The sequence below is a fragment of the Serratia nematodiphila DZ0503SBS1 genome, assembly GCF_000738675.1.
Lineage (GTDB): Bacteria > Pseudomonadota > Gammaproteobacteria > Enterobacterales > Enterobacteriaceae > Serratia > Serratia nematodiphila.
This window is the reverse complement of record NZ_JPUX01000001.1, coordinates 721,387-737,920: the sequence shown is the minus strand read 5'-3', so window position 1 is coordinate 737,920 and position 16,534 is coordinate 721,387. Positions and strand designations below refer to the sequence as shown.

The window sequence follows — 16,534 nt, the reverse complement described above, 5'->3', positions numbered from 1 at the left end:
TATTCCTGGAATATCAAATAGCGCATTGACCTTTGCCCACCACCGGTAAAGGTTCTACCGTGACAGGCCGACGGCGCCCGCGCCGTAAAAACCAACGATAACAAACCGTTCTCAGCGCCGCCCTGCGGCGCCTTCAGGGGATATACACCGATGAAAGCCAAACTCTTGCCGCTGTTCCTGCTCGCCGCCCTGCCCGCCGCCGCGTTAGCCGCCACGCCGCCGAATACGCTGGTGGTGGTGCAATCGCTGGATGACATCGTCAGCCTCGATCCGGCGGAAGCCAACGAACTCTCCAGCATCCAGACGGTGCCCAGCCTGTATCAGCGGCTGGTGCAGGCGGATCGCGACGATCCGGCCAAGGTGGCGCCGGTGCTGGCGGAAAGCTGGCAAAGCGATGCGGCGGCCAAAACGCTGACGGTGAAACTGCGGCCGCAGGCGGCGTTCGCCTCCGGCAACCCGCTGACCGCCGACGACGTGATCTTCTCCTACAGCCGCGCGGTCAAGATGAACAAATCGCCGGCGTTCATCCTCAACGTGCTCGGTTGGCAGCCGGACAACATCGACGCGCAGCTCAAGAAGATCGACGAACATACCGTGCAGCTGCGCTGGACGGCGGACGTCAGCCCGGCGGTGGCGCTGAATATCCTCTCGACGCCGATCGCCTCGATCGTCGACAGCAAAGCGGCGCTGGCCAACGTCAAAGACGGCGACTTCGGCAACGCCTGGCTGAAGATGCACTCCGCCGGCAGCGGCCCGTTCAAGATGCGCGTCTATCAGCCGCATCAGGCGATCGTGCTGGACGCCAATCCCACCACGCAGGGCGACAAGCCGCAGCTGAAAAACATCATCATTAAAAACGTGCCGGACCCGGCTACCCGCCGCCTGCTGCTCCAGCAGGGCGACGCCGATATCGCCCGCGAACTGGGCGCCGACCAGACCGACACGCTGAAGAATCAGCCCGGCGTCAAGGTGCTGGAGATCCCGTCCGCCGAGCAAAACTACCTGGTGTTCAACACCGGCAACGGCGCCAATCCGCTGCTGAGCAACCCGGCCTTCTGGGAAGCGGCGCGCTACCTGGTGGATTATCAAGGCATCACGAAGGATCTGCTGAAGGGACAATACTTCGTGCACCAGAGCTTCCTGCCGGTCGGGCTGCCGGGCGCGCTGGAGACCAACCCGTTCAGCTACGATCCGGCCAAGGCGAAAGCCATCCTGGCCAAGGCGGGGATTACCCACGCCGCCTTTACGCTGGACGTAGAGAACAAACCGCCGTTCATCACCATCGCGCAGGCGCTGCAGGGCAGCTTCGCCGCCGCCGGCGTGAAGATCGAGCTGCTGCCGGCCGCGGGCAGCCAGGTTTACTCCCGCGTGCGCGCCAGGCAGCATCAGGCGGCGATCCGCCTGTGGATCCCGGATTACTTCGACGCCCACTCCAACGCCAGCGCCTTCGCCTACAACGACGGCAAGAGCAGCACGGTGGCCGGGCTGAACGGCTGGCAGATCCCGCAGTTGAATAAGCAGACGCTGGCGGCGCTGTCCGAAGCCGATCCGGCCAAGCGCCGCGCGCTGTACACCGCCATGCAGCAGGAGCTGCAGCGCAGTTCGCCGTACGTGTTTATCGATCAAGCCAAAACCGAAGTGGTGCTGCGCGACAACGTCAAAGGCTATCAACAAGGGCTGAACGCCGACATGGTCTACTACGATCGCGTCAGCAAATAGCCGGCGGGCGGCCATCGCCGGCCAATCGATTGCGGGGCGGCAAAAAACGGCGTTTTAACGCTTGCAGTGGCGAAAAGCGCGAGTATAATGCGCCACAATTTGCCAGGAGAAAGCATGAAAAACGACGTTTGTTTTGTTAGCCGCAATCGACAAAACCGACTGCCTATCGGCGGCCAGCTGCCGTTGTTTCTCCTGTTGCTAAACCGATCGTTTCAAGCCCCTCATTGAGGGGCTTTTTTTTGCCTTGAGAATATCCCAAAGTCCCGCGCCACGGGCACGCGTCGAGGAGGAGTGAAAAATGGCCAACCCGCTGTATCACAAACACATCATCTCTATTAACGATCTCAGCCGCGAGGATCTGGAGCTGGTGCTGCGCACCGCCGCCGGTCTGAAAGCCAACCCGCAGCCGGAGCTGTTGAAACACAAGGTGATCGCCAGCTGCTTCTTTGAAGCCTCGACCCGTACCCGCCTGTCGTTCGAAACCTCGATGCACCGCCTCGGCGCCTCGGTGGTCGGTTTCGCCGACGGCAGCAACACCTCGCTCGGCAAGAAAGGCGAAACCCTGGCCGACACCATCTCGGTGATCAGCACCTACGTGGACGCCATCGTGATGCGCCACCCGCAGGAAGGCGCGGCGCGCATGGCTTCAGAGTTCTCCGGCAACGTGCCGGTGCTCAACGCCGGCGACGGCGCCAACCAGCACCCGACCCAAACCCTGCTGGATCTGTTCACCATCCAGGAAACCCAGGGCCGCCTGAGCAACCTCAGCATCGCCATGGTCGGCGATCTGAAGTACGGCCGCACCGTGCACTCGCTCACTCAGGCGCTGGCCAAGTTCGAAGGCAACCGCTTCTACTTCATCGCCCCGGACGCGCTGGCGATGCCGGCCTACATCCTGAAAATGCTGGACGAGAAAGGCATCGAGTACAGCCTGCACGGCAGCATTGAAGAAGTGGTGCCGGAGCTGGATATTCTCTACATGACCCGGGTGCAGAAAGAGCGCCTCGATCCGTCCGAGTACGCCAACGTGAAGGCGCAGTTCGTGCTGCGCGCCGCGGATCTGGCCGGCGCGCGCGCCAACCTCAAGGTGCTGCACCCGCTGCCGCGCATCGACGAGATCGCCACCGACGTGGATAAAACGCCGCACGCTTACTACTTCCAGCAGGCGGGCAACGGCATCTTCGCCCGCCAGGCGCTGCTGGCGCTGGTGCTCAACGCAGATTTGGCTCTTTAAGGGGGAACCGCCATGACTCATGACAACAAACTGCAGGTCGAAGCGATCAAATGCGGCACGGTGATCGACCACATTCCGGCGCAGATCGGTTTCAAACTGCTGACGCTGTTCAAGCTGACCGCCACCGACCAGCGCATCACCATCGGCCTGAACCTGCCTTCCAACGAGCTGGGCCGCAAGGATCTGATCAAGATCGAGAACACCTTCCTGACCGAGCAGCAGGCCAACCAGCTGGCGATGTACGCGCCGAAGGCCACGGTGAACCGCATCGACAACTATGAAGTGGTGCGCAAGCTGACCCTTAGCCTGCCGGACCACATCGACGGGGTGCTGACCTGCCCGAATGGCAACTGCATCAGCCGCAGCGAGCCGGTGGCGTCGAGCTTCAGCGTCAAATCGCGCGGCGGCGAAGTGCACCTGAAGTGCCGCTACTGCGAAAAAGAGTTCGAGCACCAGGTGGTGCTGCAGGCCGACTAAGCCCGGTATGGGTGCCGGGAGATGGCGCTGTTATTCTCCCGGTGACGCCCTATAATGGGATTTCTGGATAGAACAATCCTCGTTTATCAGGAGAAAACATGTCACGTAACATCAGCACTGAACTCGCCCCGGCAGCCATTGGTCCTTACGTGCAGGGCGTTGATCTGGGCAGCATGATCATCACTTCCGGCCAGATCCCGGTCGATCCGAAAACCGGCGCCGTCGCCGACGACGTCGCCGCTCAGGCGCGCCAGTCGCTGGAAAACGTCAAAGCGATCGTCGAAGCCGCCGGCCTGAGCGTTGCCGACATCGTGAAAACCACCGTGTTCGTGAAAGACCTGAACGACTTCGCCACCGTCAACGCCGCGTACGAAGCCTTCTTCACCGAGCACAGCGCGCCGTTCCCGGCCCGTTCCTGCGTGGAAGTGGCGCGTCTGCCGAAAGACGTGAAGATCGAAATCGAAGCCATCGCCGTGCGTCGTTAATCGACGCGCACGCGAATGACGGCCAGTGCAGACTGGCCGTTTTTATTTCTGCTCTGCCCCGACAGCCTGCCGTCCCTGCGCCTTCAGCGCTCACCGCCGCCGCCATTTCGCCCTATATTAAGGCGTCGCTACGCCGCACCTGCACCGCAAACGGGCGTTTTTCATCGCGGCAGCCCCGCTCTGCGCCATTTTCGCCCGTTATCGCCTTGGCACGTTTTATGCTCGATTGATTGACAGCCTGCAATGTCGACGAGGTGACGATGCTGAATATCAATCTTTCCGCTTCACCGTTTTTTGATGAGATGCTTCTGGCTGAGGGAAAACACCGTGGCCACTACGACGCCTACTGGCAATGGCTGCAGCAGGCCGATCACCAGGCCGTGCAACGCAAGCGGGAAGAGGCTGCGCTGCTGTTTCACCGGGTGGGCATCACCTTCAACGTCTACGGCGACGATGACGGCGCCGAGCGGTTGATCCCGTTCGACAGCGTGCCGCGCATTATTCCGGCCGCCGAATGGGCGATGCTCGATCGCGGCATTCGCCAGCGCGTACAGGCGCTCAATGCCTTCCTGCATGACATTTACCACCAGCAGCATATTCTGAAGGCCGGCCTCATTCCGGCGGAGCAGGTGCTGGCCAACGATCAGTATCAACCCTGTATGCAAGGCGTTGATCTGCATCGCGATATCTATGCGCATATCGTCGGCGTGGACATGGTCCGCAACAGCGACGGCCAATACTACGTGCTGGAAGATAACTTGCGCACCCCGTCCGGCGTCTCTTACATGCTGGAAAACCGCAAAATGATGATGCGTCTGTATCCGGAACTGTTCGCCCGGCAACGCATCGCGCCGGTGGAGCGCTACCCGTCGCACCTGCTGCAAACGCTGCGCGAAAGCTCGCCCATCAACGATCCCACCGTGGTGGTGCTGACGCCGGGCCGCTTCAACAGCGCCTATTTTGAGCACAGTTTCCTGGCGCAGCAGATGGGGGTGGAGCTGGTCGAAAGCGCCGATCTGTTCGTCAAGGACGGCGCGGTCTTCATGCGCACCACCGCCGGGCCGTGCAAAGTGGACGTGATCTATCGTCGGGTGGACGACGCCTTCCTCGATCCGCTGGCGTTTCGGCCGGACTCGATGCTCGGCGTACCGGGGCTGCTGTCGGTGTATCGCGCCGGCAATGTGGTGCTGGCCAACGCCATCGGCACCGGCGTGGCCGACGACAAATCGATCTACCCTTACGTGCCGGATATGGTGCGCTTCTACCTGCAAGAGGAACCGATCCTCAACAACGTGCCGACCTGGCAGTGCCGACATAAAAACGAACTGTCGTACGTGCTGGCCAACCTCGAACAGATGGTCGTGAAAGAGGTGCACGGCGCCGGCGGCTACGGCATGTTGATCGGCCCCACGGCGAGCAAGGACGAGCTCGCCCGCTTCCGTGCTCTGCTGCTGGCTCGCCCGCAGAATTACATTGCGCAAAACACGCTGGCGCTGTCCACCTGCCCGACCTTCGTCAACGATGGTCTGGCGCCGCGGCATATCGATCTGCGGCCGTTCGCCCTCAGCGGCGCGGAGATCCGCCTGGTGCCCGGCGGCCTGACCCGGGTGGCGTTGGCGGAAGGTTCGCTGGTGGTGAACTCGTCGCAGGGCGGCGGCACCAAGGACACCTGGGTATTGGAGGACGACCTATGCTGAGCCGCACCGCCAGTGAACTCTATTGGATGGCCCGCTATCTGGAGCGGGCGGAAAGCATCGCCCGGGTGCTGGACGTCACCAACAAGCTGTCGATGATGCCGATCCGCGACGGCGGCGATCAGGATCTGCAGGTGCCGCTCAACCTGACCGGCACCGGCCAGCTGTATGCCGCCGCCTACCCGGAATTGACGATGCCCAATCTGGTCAGTTTCTTCGCGCTCGACAACCGCAACCACAGCAGCATCTTCAGCTGCCTGCAAATGGGCTGGAACAACGCCCACGCGGTGCGCGGCAGCCTGTCATCCGAAGTCTGGGAGTGCATCAACGCCACCTGGATAGAGATGAAACTGATCCGCCGCCAGGGCATCGGCTCGGTGGGCGCCGATGCCTTCTTCGACTGGGTGAAGGAGCGCGCCCATCTGTTTCGCGGCGCCATGTTCGGCACGCTGCTGCGCAGCGACGCCATGCGCTTTATCCGTCTCGGCACCCTGCTGGAGCGGGCCGACGGCACCGCCCGTCTGCTAGAGGTGAAGAACACGCTGATGGACATCGACGGCGACCCGGTGCGCGAATATTACCGCATGGACACGCTGCTGCGGGCGGTGAGCGCGCGCGAAGCCTACCACAGCATCTACAAGCAGCCGTTGAGCCGCGAGACCATCGCCGAACTGATGATTCTGCGCAATGAAATCCCGCGTTCACTGCTGGCCTGCGTCGGCGACATGGTGCAGCAATTGGAACTGATCGGCGGCGGCGCCAACCAACCGCGACGTCTGGCGCACACCCTGCATGCCGAGCTGCGCTTCAGCAGCATGAAGGATCTGAACAAGATCGGCCTGGGCGAGTGGTTGAGCGCCTTTCTCGGCCAGGTGAACGGCATCGCCGAAAGCATCCATCACACTTATCTGGAGGCGCAATGAAACTGAATATTGAGCACAACACCCATTATCGCTACGCCCAGCCGGTGCAGCGCAGCACCCAATATCTGCGGCTGACGCCGCAGGATTCGCCGCATCAGCGCATCCTCTCCTGGCAACTGTCGTTGCCGGATGACGCGGTGCGCACCACCGACGCCTTCGGCAACGTACTGCACGTGCTGACGCTCGATGAACCGCATCAGGCCATCACCATTCGGGTGCTCGGGGAAGTGGAAATTGAAGACGGCGTCGAAGATCGGGCGCTCGGGCATCTGTCGCCGCTGGTATTTCTGCGCCATAGCCCGCTGACCCAGCCCGATGACGCCATTCAGGCCTTCGCCCTGCGTTATCATCAACCGCAGGCGGTGCTGAGCGGCCTGGAACATCTGATGGGCGAGCTGCTGCTGAAGATGCCTTACAGCCCAGGCTCCACGCGCGTGACAGACAGCGCCGCCGAGGCGTTCGCCGCCGGCAGCGGCGTGTGTCAGGATCATACGCATGTCTTCCTGAGCTGCTGCCGCAGCCTGAACATCCCGGCGCGCTACGTCAGCGGGTACCTGTACAGCGAAGACTCGACCCATGTCGCCACCCATGCCTGGGCGGAAGTGTGGGTGGAGGAACGCTGGCACAGCTTCGACGTGACCAACAATACGCGCATGCCAAATCAGCACCTTAAGCTGGCGGTTGGCATCGATTATCTGGACGCCTGCCCGGTGCGCGGCATGCGGTTGGGCGGCGGCTGCGAAGACATGAGCGCCATCGCCGCCGTACAAATGATGCCAACCGGCCAGTAGCCGCTTGCCGATGGAAAATGTTTCGGGCACGCTGCGCGTTGGCGGCGTGCCGGTCTTGTTTTGAGGGATTGTAGTATGACCTACTGTGTGGCCATGCGTTTGTCGTCCGGGCTGGTCTTTGCGTCCGATTCGCGCACCAACGCCGGGGTGGATCATATTTCCACCTTCCGCAAACTGCACGTGTTCCAACAGGACGGCGATCGCACGCTGGTGCTGCAAAGCGCCGGCAACCTGGCGACCACCCAGAGCATCATCAGTTTGCTGTTGCACCGCAGCAAGGACGCCGAACGCCCCAACCTGCTCAACGCTCCCAGCCTCTACGACGCCGCCACGCTGGTGGGGGAAACGGTGCGCGAGGTGATCCAGCGCGACAGTGAGGCGCAGCAAAGCGGCAGCACCACCGACTTCAGCTGCAACCTGCTGCTCGGCGGCCAAATTAGCGGGGAAGAGATGCGGCTGTTCCATATCTACCCGCAAGGCAATTTTATCGAAGCCACCCGCGACACGCCCTACTTTCAGATCGGCGAAAGCAAATACGGCAAACCGATCATCGACCGGGTACTGCACTACGACACGCCGCTGGAACAAGCGATGCAATGCGCGCTGATTTCACTGGATTCAACCTTACGCAGCAACCTGTCCGTCGGGCTGCCGCTCGACGTGATGATCTACCCGCGCGACAGCTTCAGTCATGCCCGGCAATACCGCATTACCGAAGATCATCCGTACTTCAGCGCCATCCGCAAGGGCTGGGGCGAAGGGCTGGTCAGCATTTTCACCCAGTTGCCGCCGCTGCAGCTGTAGGGATCCGGGCTCACACGAGCCCGTCCGCTTCATTGCACCTGCATCCCCCGCAGCAACGCCTCCAGCGGGTACACCGCCGCAATCACCACTTCGTCGCGCGTCTGCGCCGCCGCATCCAGCCGGCGCTGCGCTTGTTCTGCCTCGGTTCGGCTCAGCGGTTTATCCTGCTGATACCGCTCCAGCAGCGTTAACCCCAATGCGGCCAGGGCATCGACGTCCTGCGCCACCGGCGCCAGCTCCCGCAGCGCGCGGTTGCCCGCGATCGCCGTCTGCAGCGCAGCGCCGTTCGCCTGCCAGCGCTGCAACCGTTCGCGCAGCGCCTGCGCCGCCGCCTTATCGCGCTTATCCTTCAGCAGAGCCGCGACCTGCGCATGCATCTCGCGCACCGCCTCGCTCTCCGGCGGCAGCGAATCGGCAAAGCGATTCAGCGGTTCGAACTGATGATAGTTGCCGGCCTGGAACTTCAGGTGCTGGCGGGTGTAATACTGCGCTGGCTCCACCGCCTCGGCCAGGATCTGCAGCGGCAGGATCTGCACGCTGTTGCTCAGCCGGGTGAATTCGCGCGCCGTTTCCGCGTGCTGCTGCAGGCCGACCGACACCACCGACCAGGCGTCGATCGCCGCCAGCCGCCGGTACATGTTGCTTTCATCGGTGACGTCCTGCGCCGACCACAGCCGCTCCGCCACTGCAAAAGCGCGCGGCCACAGCTTGAGATCGAGAAGCGGCGCGCGCACGTTTTCCGCCCACAGCGCCGCTTCCCCGCCGAGGATCTTGGCCTGCCCCTTCTCATCCGGCACCACCGGCATCTTGCCCGCCGGCGCCGCCGCCTGTTTCTCGCCCTGGGTGGGGTAACGCACGTTGCCGACCAACGTATAGCCGCTGAGCTTGTCCTGTTGCAGCGTGAACACCGGCCGTGTGTCGCCCATCCAGGTATCTACGCGGAACGTCACCTGCTGCGGCGTGCGCCAGACGATATCGTGCACCGCGCGGCGCGATTTGCCGTTGAAATCGATAAAGCCGCGCCAGCCCTGCTTGCCCTCGATCAGCGTGAAGCTGCCTTCCACCGCGCTGCCCTTCAGGCGCGGCATGCTGAAACGCCAGCTTTGCGCCTGCTCGCCGGGCTGCACCGCCGTCTCGATCCCCAGCGGCTGCGGCAGAATTTCATTGCGGTAGTGATAGGCGGTGCTTTGCGGCTGATCGAGATAGAAACCGGTAGAGAGAATGCCCTGATAGCCATCCTGCGCGCTGGCGCCCAGCGAGTCTTGCCCCTGCCAGGATTGAATGACGATCGAGCGCGGCAGCGACGGATGATAGATCTCGTCCCAGCCGACCATCTGCCGCTGGTGCTTCTCGAGGACTTTTCCCAGCTTCTGGTTGAAGTAGGCCTGCAGCGCATGGGTATCCGCCAGCCCGTTCTGCTGCATAAACGCCTGTATCGACGGCGACGCCCGCCACTGGCTGGCGTCCACTTCGTCGCCGCCGATGTGCAGATAAGGATCGGGGAAGATCGCCGCCAGCTCGCCGACGATCGTGTCGACAAACTGATAAACCTCGTCGCGGGTCGGATCGAGCGTCGGCTTATGCACGCCCCACTCGCGCTCCATGCGATACGGCCCCGGCGCGCTCATCAGATCGGGATAGGCCACCGCGATGCTGGAGGCGTGCCCCGGCATGTCTATCTCCGGCACCACGCGAATGCCGCGCGCCGTGGCGTAAGCCACCACCTGCCGCATCTGCTCGCGGGTGTAGAACTGGCCGTCGCTGGCCTGCTGCTGCAATTTGGGGTAATGCTCGGAGGCGAAGCGCCAGCCCTGATCGTCGGTCAGGTGCCAGTGGAATACGTTGAGCTTGGCCGCCGCCATGCCGTCAAGCTGGCGCAGAATGTCCGGCAGCGGCAGGAAATGGCGCGCCGAATCCAGCAGCACGCCGCGCCACGGAAAACGCGGCACGTCGCGAATATCCACCAATGGCAGGAAAGTGTTTTGCCCGTCGGTCTGCAGCAGCTGCAGCAGGGTCTCCATGCCGCGCAGCGCGCCGAAGCGAGTGTTGGCGGTCAGCGTGGCGCCCTGCGGCGTGACCGCCAGCCGGTAACTCTCATCGCTGCCCGGCAGCGGCTGCGCCGCCACCCGATCCTTGATCACCACCTTGATCGCCGCGCCGTTTGCTTCTTCCCTCGGCGCCAGCGTCCAGCCGGTCTGCAACTCGATGCGCTGGCGCCAGCGCGGCAGCGCGTCGCCCAAATCATCGCCCTGGAGGCTTAACGACAGCCGGTGATCCAAAATCAGTTTGCCCGCCGGTTGCGTCACGTCCACCTGCTGCGGCCAGGGCATCAGCGGCAGATCACCCGCCGGCTGCGCCAGCGCGCCGCAAGAAAACCATAACGATGAAGCCAGTAGCGTATAACGGAAAGGTCTGTGCATCGGAAATTCCTCAGAGGAAAAAAACAAAATATCCCCAATGAATTTCAAACCACCGCTAGGCGGCAAGCGCCCGCATCCCCAGGCGCTTAGGTCTGCTAAGTAACTGGGGGGCGGGCGTACAGCCAACAACGCGGTGGCTTGAAAGGCGCAGGGGAAAACAGCCAACGCTGTAGATAAAGACTCAGCACAGAACAGATGTCCAACCGTTGCGGTGAAAAAGCGGACGGGATCACAGTTGCCCCCTCCCGGCCGGAGGGGGCGAACGGGTTATTGCCAGCCGTAGCGGCGTACGAACCAGCCTTTCACGCACTGGGTCAGCACCATGTAACCGGCGAGGATCAGCACCAGCCACGGGAAGTAGGCGAGCGGCAGCGCCTGCAGCTGCAGGAAGCCGGCCAGCGGCGAGAACACCAGGCCGATGCCGGTGGCGATCACCGCCAGCGTCATGATGCACAGCGGCCAGGACGGGCGGCTCTGGATAAACGGAATTTTGCGCGTGCGGATCATGTGCACGATCAGCGTTTGCGACAGCAGCCCTTCCACGAACCAGCCGGACTGGAACAGCGTCTGCATTTCCGGCGTATTGGCCTTGAACACCCACCACATCAGGCTGAAGGTCAGCACGTCGAAGATTGAACTGATCGGCCCAAAGAACACCATAAACCGCCCCAGATCGGCGGAGTTCCAGCGCTGCGGCTGGGTGATCTGATCGTCGTCGACGTTATCGAACGGGATGGCGATCTGCGAGATGTCGTACATCAGGTTCTGAATCAACAGGTGCAGCGGCAACATCGGCAGGAACGGCAGGAAGGCGCTGGCGATCAGCACGCTGAACACGTTGCCGAAGTTGGAGCTGGCGGTCATCTTGATGTATTTCAGCATGTTGGCGAAGGTGCGGCGCCCTTCGATCACCCCCTGCTCCAGCACCATCAGGCTTTTTTCCAGCAGGATGATGTCCGCCGCTTCCTTGGCGATGTCCACCGCCGAATCGACGGAGATGCCGATGTCGGCCGCGCGCAGCGCCGGCGCGTCATTGATGCCGTCGCCCATAAAGCCCACCACGTGCCCCTGGCGGCGCAGCAGTTTGACGATGCGCTCCTTGTGCAGCGGCGTCAGCTTGGCGAACACCGTGGTGCGCGCCGCCGCCTGCGCCAGCTGCTCGTCGTCCATCTGCTCGATCTCGCTGCCGCGCAGCAGATGATCGGCCTCGAGCCCGACGTCCCGGCACACTTTGGCCGCCACCAGCTCGTTGTCGCCGGTGAGGATCTTCACCGTGACGCCATTCTGTTTCAGCGCCGCCAGCGCCGGCGCGGTGCTCTCCTTCGGCGGATCGAGGAAGGCGACGTAGCCTTCGAGGATCAGATCCGATTCATCCGCCACGCCGTATTCATGGGTTTGCGCCGGCAGGATCTTGTTGGCCACCGCCACCACCCGCAGCCCCTGCTGGTTGAGATCGTCGGTGATGCGGCGAATGCGCGCCAGCAGCGCCTCGCTCAGCGGGATCACCTCGTCTTCGTGGCGCACGTGGCTGCAAATCGCCAGCATCTCTTCCAGCGCCCCCTTGCACACCAGCTCGTGATACTCGTTGTCTTTGGCCACCACCACCGACATGCGGCGGCGCACGAAATCGAACGGGATCTCATCCACCTTGCGGTAGTTTTGCAGCGCCTCCGGCTGCCGATTCTGCTCCGCGCAGCTCAGCACCGCCACGTCGAGCAGGTTTTTCAGCCCGGTCTGGTAGAAGCTGTTCAGCCAGGCGTAGCGCAGCACCCGCTCGCTGCCGGCGCCGAACGCATCGGTGTGGCGCTCCAGCACGATCTTGTCCTGGGTCAGGGTGCCGGTCTTGTCGGTGCACAGAATGTCCATCGCGCCGAAGTTCTGGATGGCGTCCAGCCGTTTGACGATCACCTTCTGGCGCGACAGTTTCACCGCCCCTTTGGCCAGCGTCGAGGTGACGATCATCGGCAGCATTTCCGGCGTCAGCCCGACCGCCACCGACAGCGCGAACAGCGCCGCTTCCCACCAGTCGCCCTTGGTGTAGCCGTTGATCAGCAGCACGATCGGCGTCATCACCAGCATAAAGCGGATCAGCAGCCAGCTGACCTTGCTGATGCCGCTCTGGAAGGCGTTCGGCTGCTCATCCTGGCTGGTGACGCGCTGCGCCAGCTGGCCGAAATAGGTGCTGCCGCCGGTGTCGATCACCATCGCCAGCGCGGTGCCGCTGACCACGTTGGTGCCCATGAAGCACAGGTTCTGGCAGTCGAGCGGATCGGCCGCCAACGCCTGCGGCGCGGCGGATTTCTCCACCGGCAGCGATTCGCCGGTCAGCGCCGCCTGGCTGATGAACAGATCCTTGGCCGACAGCACGCGCAGATCCGCCGGGATCATGTCGCCGGCCGCCAGCTTGATGATGTCGCCCGGCACCAGCTGCGCGATCGGCAGCTCCACGTGCTCACTCTTGCCGGTGAGCGCATCGCTGCGGATCACCGTGGCGGTGTTGCTCACCATGGCCTTCAGCGCGTCGGCCGCCCGGTTGGATCGCGCCTCCTGGATGAAGTTCAGCAGCGTGGAGATCAGCACCATCAGCGCGATCACCAAGGCGCCGGTGAGATCTTCGGTGGCGTAAGAGATCATGCCGAGCGCGGTCAGCAGCAGGTTGAACGGGTTGCGGTAGCAGTGCCACAGGTGCTGCCACCAGGCCTCTTTCTGCTGATCGTCGATGACGTTCTCGCCGCAGCGCCGGCGAACCTGTTCCGCCTCATGGGCGGTGATGCCTTCCGGGTGGCTGTGAAAACGCTCAAACAGCTGCATCGTCTCTGCGGCGGCGCATTCCAGCCGCTGCTGCGCCAGGCCGGCCGGCATATCGCGCGCAGCGCCGCTGACGCCGTCCAGCAGGCTGTCGCGGCGCACCAAACGGCGCGGGAGGCCGCGGGCGAACAGGCCCAGCAGCTGACGGGGGAGTTTTTTCAGTTTCATGGTTCGCACCTCGTCGCCCGGTGCCTCACGGCAGCGGGTAAACGGGGATCGTCATCGGCCGGGCGGATGGCGGGTGCGCCAAAAAGCCTCTGCCAACGCAGATCCTTATTATTTTTTTCAGCAGCAGGAGCGAACGACGAAGCGCGCGCCACCGGTTACCGTGATGTACTTCACCGGTAAAACAGCAGCGCCAGGCGGAGAGGTTTTACCGGAGAACCGAGTGAGTGTCTAAAGCAGTCGGGTCGGGGTCCATATGGGGTATAACCTCCGGTAAAGGGAAAAACAGAGCGGCAGGAGCGGCCGTTCAGCGCAGTGCAACAATCCCGTTTTGCATCAAGATCCCCGTAGGAAAATGAGCTATGCTGACGGGCATTGTTTTACAGGCCGTTATGTTACGCCTGTCCACTTCAACGAAAAGTAAACCATGCAAAACCGGCTGACCATCAAGGACATCGCACGCCTGAGCGGCGTAGGCAAATCCACCGTCTCACGCGTGTTGAACAATGAAGGCAGCGTGAGCCCGCAAACCCGTGAACGGGTGGAAGCGGTGATCCGTCAGCAAGGGTTTACCCCCTCCAAGTCGGCGCGCGCCATGCGCGGCCAGAGCGACAAAGTGGTGGGCATCATCGTTTCCCGTCTCGATTCGCCGTCGGAGAACCAGGCGGTGCGCACCATGCTGCCGCTGCTGTATCAGCAGGGCTTCGACCCGATCGTGATGGAGAGCCAGTTCGAAACCCGCCTGGTGCAGGAGCACCTGCACGTGCTGCGCCAGCGCAACGTCGACGGGGTGATCCTGTTCGGCTTCACCGGCCTGACCGCGGCGATGCTCAAACCATGGCAGGAAAAAATGGTGGTGATGGTGCGCGAATACGACGGCTTCTCGTCCGTCTGCTACGACGACGCCGGCGCGGTGAACCTGTTGATGGATCGTCTGTACCGGCAGGGGCATCGGCATATCGGCTATCTGGGGGTGCAGCTCAGCGACGCCACCACCGGCCAGCGCCGCTACCAGGCCTATCTCGACGCCTGTGAACGCCTCACGCTCACGCCGCGCGCCACGCTGGGCGAGCTGAGTTACCAGAGCGGTTTCCAGCACGCCGCCGAAGTGATCGATGCGCACACCAGCGCGCTGATCTGCGCCTCCGACAGCATCGCCCTCGGCGCGATCAAGTACCTGCAGCAGCAGCCGGCGCGCGCCATTCAGGTGTGCGCCATCGGCAACACCCCGCTGCTCAGCTTCCTGTTCCCCGACACTCTGTCGGTGGAGTTCGGCTACGGCAGCGCCGGCCTGCTGGCCGCGCAGCAGCTGCTGGCGCAGCTCAGCGGCGAACAGGGGATCCGCCGCCTGGTGGTGCCCAGCAAACTTTCCTGACTCCCTGATTAGAAATTGACCATTTTTTGTCATTTTGTGATCCTCGCCCCAAACCGGGAACGTTCCCATTTCATTCAAAAAGCCGAGTGGCTAAGCTTTGATCATTACTCAGTCAACACCTCTGCAGGTATCCCATAATGAGCAAAGTAAAACAGCAGGATATTGATCGCCTGATTGTTTTGGTCGGCGGCCGCGAGAACATCGCCACCGTCAGCCATTGCATTACCCGGCTGCGTTTCGTCCTCAACGATCCCAATAAGGCGAAACCGAAAGAGATCGAAGAGCTGCCGATGGTCAAAGGCTGCTTCACCAACGCCGGGCAGTTCCAGGTGGTGATCGGCACCGACGTCGGCGACTACTATCAGGCGCTGATCGCCAGCACCGGCGTCAACGAGGCCGACAAGGAGCAGGCCAAGGTGGCGGCGCGCCAGAACATGACCTGGACCGAGCGCACCATCTCCCACTTCGCCGAGATCTTCTTCCCGCTGCTGCCGGCGCTGATCAGCGGCGGTCTGATCCTAGGTTTCCGCAACGTGATCGGCGACATCCCGATGTCCGGCGGCCAAACGCTGGCGCAGATGCACCCGGCGTGGAAAACCGTTTACGACTTCCTGTGGCTGCTGGGCGAAGCGATCTTCATGTTCCTGCCGGTGGCCATCTGTTGGTCGACGGTGAAAAAGATGGGCGGCACGCCGGTGCTCGGCATCGTGCTTGGCGTCACCCTGGTGTCGCCGCAGCTGATGAACTCCTACCTGCTCGGCCAGCAAACGCCGGAAGTGTGGAACTTCGGCTGGTTCGTGATCCAGAAAGTCGGCTATCAGGCGCAGGTGATCCCGTCGATCCTGGCGGGCATGGCGCTGGGCTGGATCGAGACCCGGCTGAAAAAGATCGTCCCCGACTATCTCTATCTGGTGGTGGTGCCAGTGGTCTCGCTGCTGCTGGCGGTGTTCCTGGCGCACGCGCTGATCGGGCCGTTCGGCCGCATGATCGGCGACGGCGTCGCCTGGGCGGTGAAAGCGGTGATGACCGGCAGCTTCGCGCCGGTGGGCGCTGCGCTGTTCGGCTTCCTGTATGCGCCGCTGGTGATCACCGGCGTGCACCAGACCACGCTGGCCATCGACATGCAGATGATCCAGAGCATGGGCGGCACCCCGGTATGGCCGCTGATTGCGCTGTCCAACATCGCGCAGGCCTCGGCGGTGCTCGGCATCATCATCATCAGCCGCAAGGCCAACGAGCGTGAAATTTCGGTGCCAGCGGCGATCTCCGCCTATCTCGGCGTGACCGAACCGGCGATGTACGGCATCAACCTCAAATACCGCTTCCCGATGCTGTGCGCGATGATCGGCTCCGCGATCGCGGGCCTTATCTGCGGGCTGGACGGCGTGATGGCCAACGGCATCGGCGTCGGCGGCCTGCCGGGCATCCTGTCTATCAAGCCGCAGTTCTGGCTGATTTACTCGCTGGCGATTCTGGTGGCGATCGTCATCCCACTGGTGCTGACCATCATGGTCTACAAACGCAAGGCCGCCCGCGGCGAGCTGCCGGTCTGATTGACGCAAAATACGCAACATGAATGTAGGGGCTGGAAATACCCTATAGCTTTCGAGCTGTAGCTAGGCGGCAAGGGTGCAAATCC

General features: G+C 62.7%; 12 protein-coding genes. 10 read left to right on the top strand and 2 right to left on the bottom strand.

The window, feature by feature from the left end; genetic code table 11:
- Nucleotides 1-150 precede the first annotated feature (150 nt).
- The 8 genes from JL05_RS03370 to JL05_RS03335 all read left to right on the top strand — a co-directional run bounded on the left by JL05_RS03370 (nucleotide 151) and on the right by JL05_RS03335 (nucleotide 8,127).
- Entirely contained in the window at nucleotides 151-1,719 is a 1,569-nt protein-coding gene (locus JL05_RS03370) for an ABC transporter substrate-binding protein (RefSeq protein WP_033631657.1), read from the top strand.
- Nucleotides 1,720-2,017: 298 nt separating this feature from the next.
- Nucleotides 2,018-2,953: an aspartate carbamoyltransferase gene (pyrB, locus tag JL05_RS03365; RefSeq protein WP_019453297.1), complete on the top strand. Its 936-nt coding sequence runs from the start codon at nucleotides 2,018-2,020 to the stop codon at nucleotides 2,951-2,953.
- A 12-nt stretch (nucleotides 2,954-2,965) separates the two neighbouring features.
- Nucleotides 2,966-3,430 carry an aspartate carbamoyltransferase regulatory subunit gene (gene pyrI / locus JL05_RS03360; protein WP_004933377.1) on the top strand — a complete coding sequence of 155 codons (465 nt, stop codon included), beginning with the start codon at nucleotides 2,966-2,968 and terminating at the stop codon, nucleotides 3,428-3,430.
- Between the two features lie 98 nt (nucleotides 3,431-3,528).
- Entirely contained in the window at nucleotides 3,529-3,915 is a 387-nt protein-coding gene (ridA, locus tag JL05_RS03355) for a 2-iminobutanoate/2-iminopropanoate deaminase (protein WP_015376455.1), read from the top strand.
- A gap of 260 nt (nucleotides 3,916-4,175) precedes the next feature.
- Entirely contained in the window at nucleotides 4,176-5,612 is a 1,437-nt protein-coding gene (locus tag JL05_RS03350) for a circularly permuted type 2 ATP-grasp protein (protein WP_015376454.1), read from the top strand.
- Nucleotides 5,606-6,532 (top strand): alpha-E domain-containing protein, encoded by a 927-nt coding sequence (locus tag JL05_RS03345; protein WP_004933382.1) that lies wholly within the window; start codon nucleotides 5,606-5,608, stop codon nucleotides 6,530-6,532. Before JL05_RS03350 ends, JL05_RS03345 begins: the two co-directional genes overlap by 7 nt.
- Entirely contained in the window at nucleotides 6,529-7,323 is a 795-nt protein-coding gene (locus tag JL05_RS03340) for a transglutaminase family protein (RefSeq protein ID WP_004933384.1), read from the top strand. Before JL05_RS03345 ends, JL05_RS03340 begins: the two co-directional genes overlap by 4 nt.
- Nucleotides 7,324-7,398: 75 nt before the next feature.
- Nucleotides 7,399-8,127: a proteasome-type protease gene (locus tag JL05_RS03335; protein WP_015376453.1), complete on the top strand. Its 729-nt coding sequence runs from the start codon at nucleotides 7,399-7,401 to the stop codon at nucleotides 8,125-8,127.
- A gap of 29 nt (nucleotides 8,128-8,156) precedes the next feature.
- Here the strand turns inward: JL05_RS03335 and JL05_RS03330 are convergent, their stop codons facing one another.
- Together JL05_RS03330 and mgtA are read right to left on the bottom strand one after the other, a co-directional pair.
- Complete coding sequence (locus tag JL05_RS03330) at nucleotides 8,157-10,547, bottom strand: beta-N-acetylhexosaminidase (RefSeq protein WP_033631656.1); 2,391 nt, start codon at nucleotides 10,545-10,547, stop codon at nucleotides 8,157-8,159.
- Nucleotides 10,548-10,814: 267 nt separating this feature from the next.
- Complete coding sequence (gene mgtA / locus JL05_RS03325) at nucleotides 10,815-13,523, bottom strand: magnesium-translocating P-type ATPase (RefSeq protein ID WP_033631655.1); 2,709 nt, start codon at nucleotides 13,521-13,523, stop codon at nucleotides 10,815-10,817.
- Nucleotides 13,524-13,947: 424 nt separating this feature from the next.
- Here mgtA and treR point away from each other — a divergent pair, with 424 nt between their 5' ends.
- Nucleotides 13,948-14,895, top strand: coding sequence for a trehalose operon repressor TreR (gene treR, locus JL05_RS03320; protein ID WP_015376450.1), 948 nt, complete (start codon nucleotides 13,948-13,950; stop codon nucleotides 14,893-14,895).
- Nucleotides 14,896-15,032: 137 nt separating this feature from the next.
- The gene (gene treB / locus JL05_RS03315; RefSeq protein ID WP_033631654.1) at nucleotides 15,033-16,448 is read left to right on the top strand and encodes a PTS trehalose transporter subunit IIBC; all 1,416 of its coding nucleotides are present in this window, start codon (nucleotides 15,033-15,035) and stop codon (nucleotides 16,446-16,448) included.
- Nucleotides 16,449-16,534 lie beyond the last annotated feature (86 nt).